The organism is Paracidovorax sp., from assembly GCF_057642795.1.
The window spans coordinates 1-607 of record NZ_JBXYZY010000038.1 but is presented as its reverse complement, the minus strand read 5'-3'; the positions used below and the strand labels follow the sequence as shown (position 1 = coordinate 607).

General features: G+C 48.4%; 1 rRNA gene. It reads left to right on the top strand.

The features are described from left to right. Window positions 1–607 (top strand): 23S ribosomal RNA (locus tag AC3A84_RS16165); the annotation flags it as partial.

Genomic DNA, 607 nt, shown 5'->3' with positions numbered 1-607 from the left:
AATCCTGTAGTCGAAAACATATTCTCTCTTGAGTGGATCCTGAGTACGACGGAGCACGTGAAATTCCGTCGGAATCTGGGAGGACCATCTCCTAAGGCTAAATACTCTCTAGTGACCGATAGTGAACCAGTACCGTGAGGGAAAGGTGAAAAGTACCCCGGAAGGGGAGTGAAAGAGAACTTGAAACCGTGTGTTTACAAGTAGTCAGAGCCCGTTAATGGGTGATGGCGTGCCTTTTGTAGAATGAACCGGCGAGTTACGTTATGATGCGAGGTTAAGTTGAAGAGACGGAGCCGTAGGGAAACCGAGTCTGAAGAGGGCACCATAGTATCATGATGTAGACCCGAAACCATGTGACCTACCCATGAGCAGGTTGAAGGTGAGGTAAAACTCACTGGAGGACCGCACCAGGGCACGTTGAAAAGTGCTTGGATGACTTGTGGGTAGCGGAGAAATTCCAAACGAACTTGGAGATAGCTGGTTCTCTCCGAAATAGCTTTAGGGCTAGCCTCAAGTGATGATTATTGGAGGTAGAGCACTGTTTGGACGAGGGGCCCCTCTCGGGTTACCGAATTCAGACAAACTCCGAATGCCAATTAATTTAACT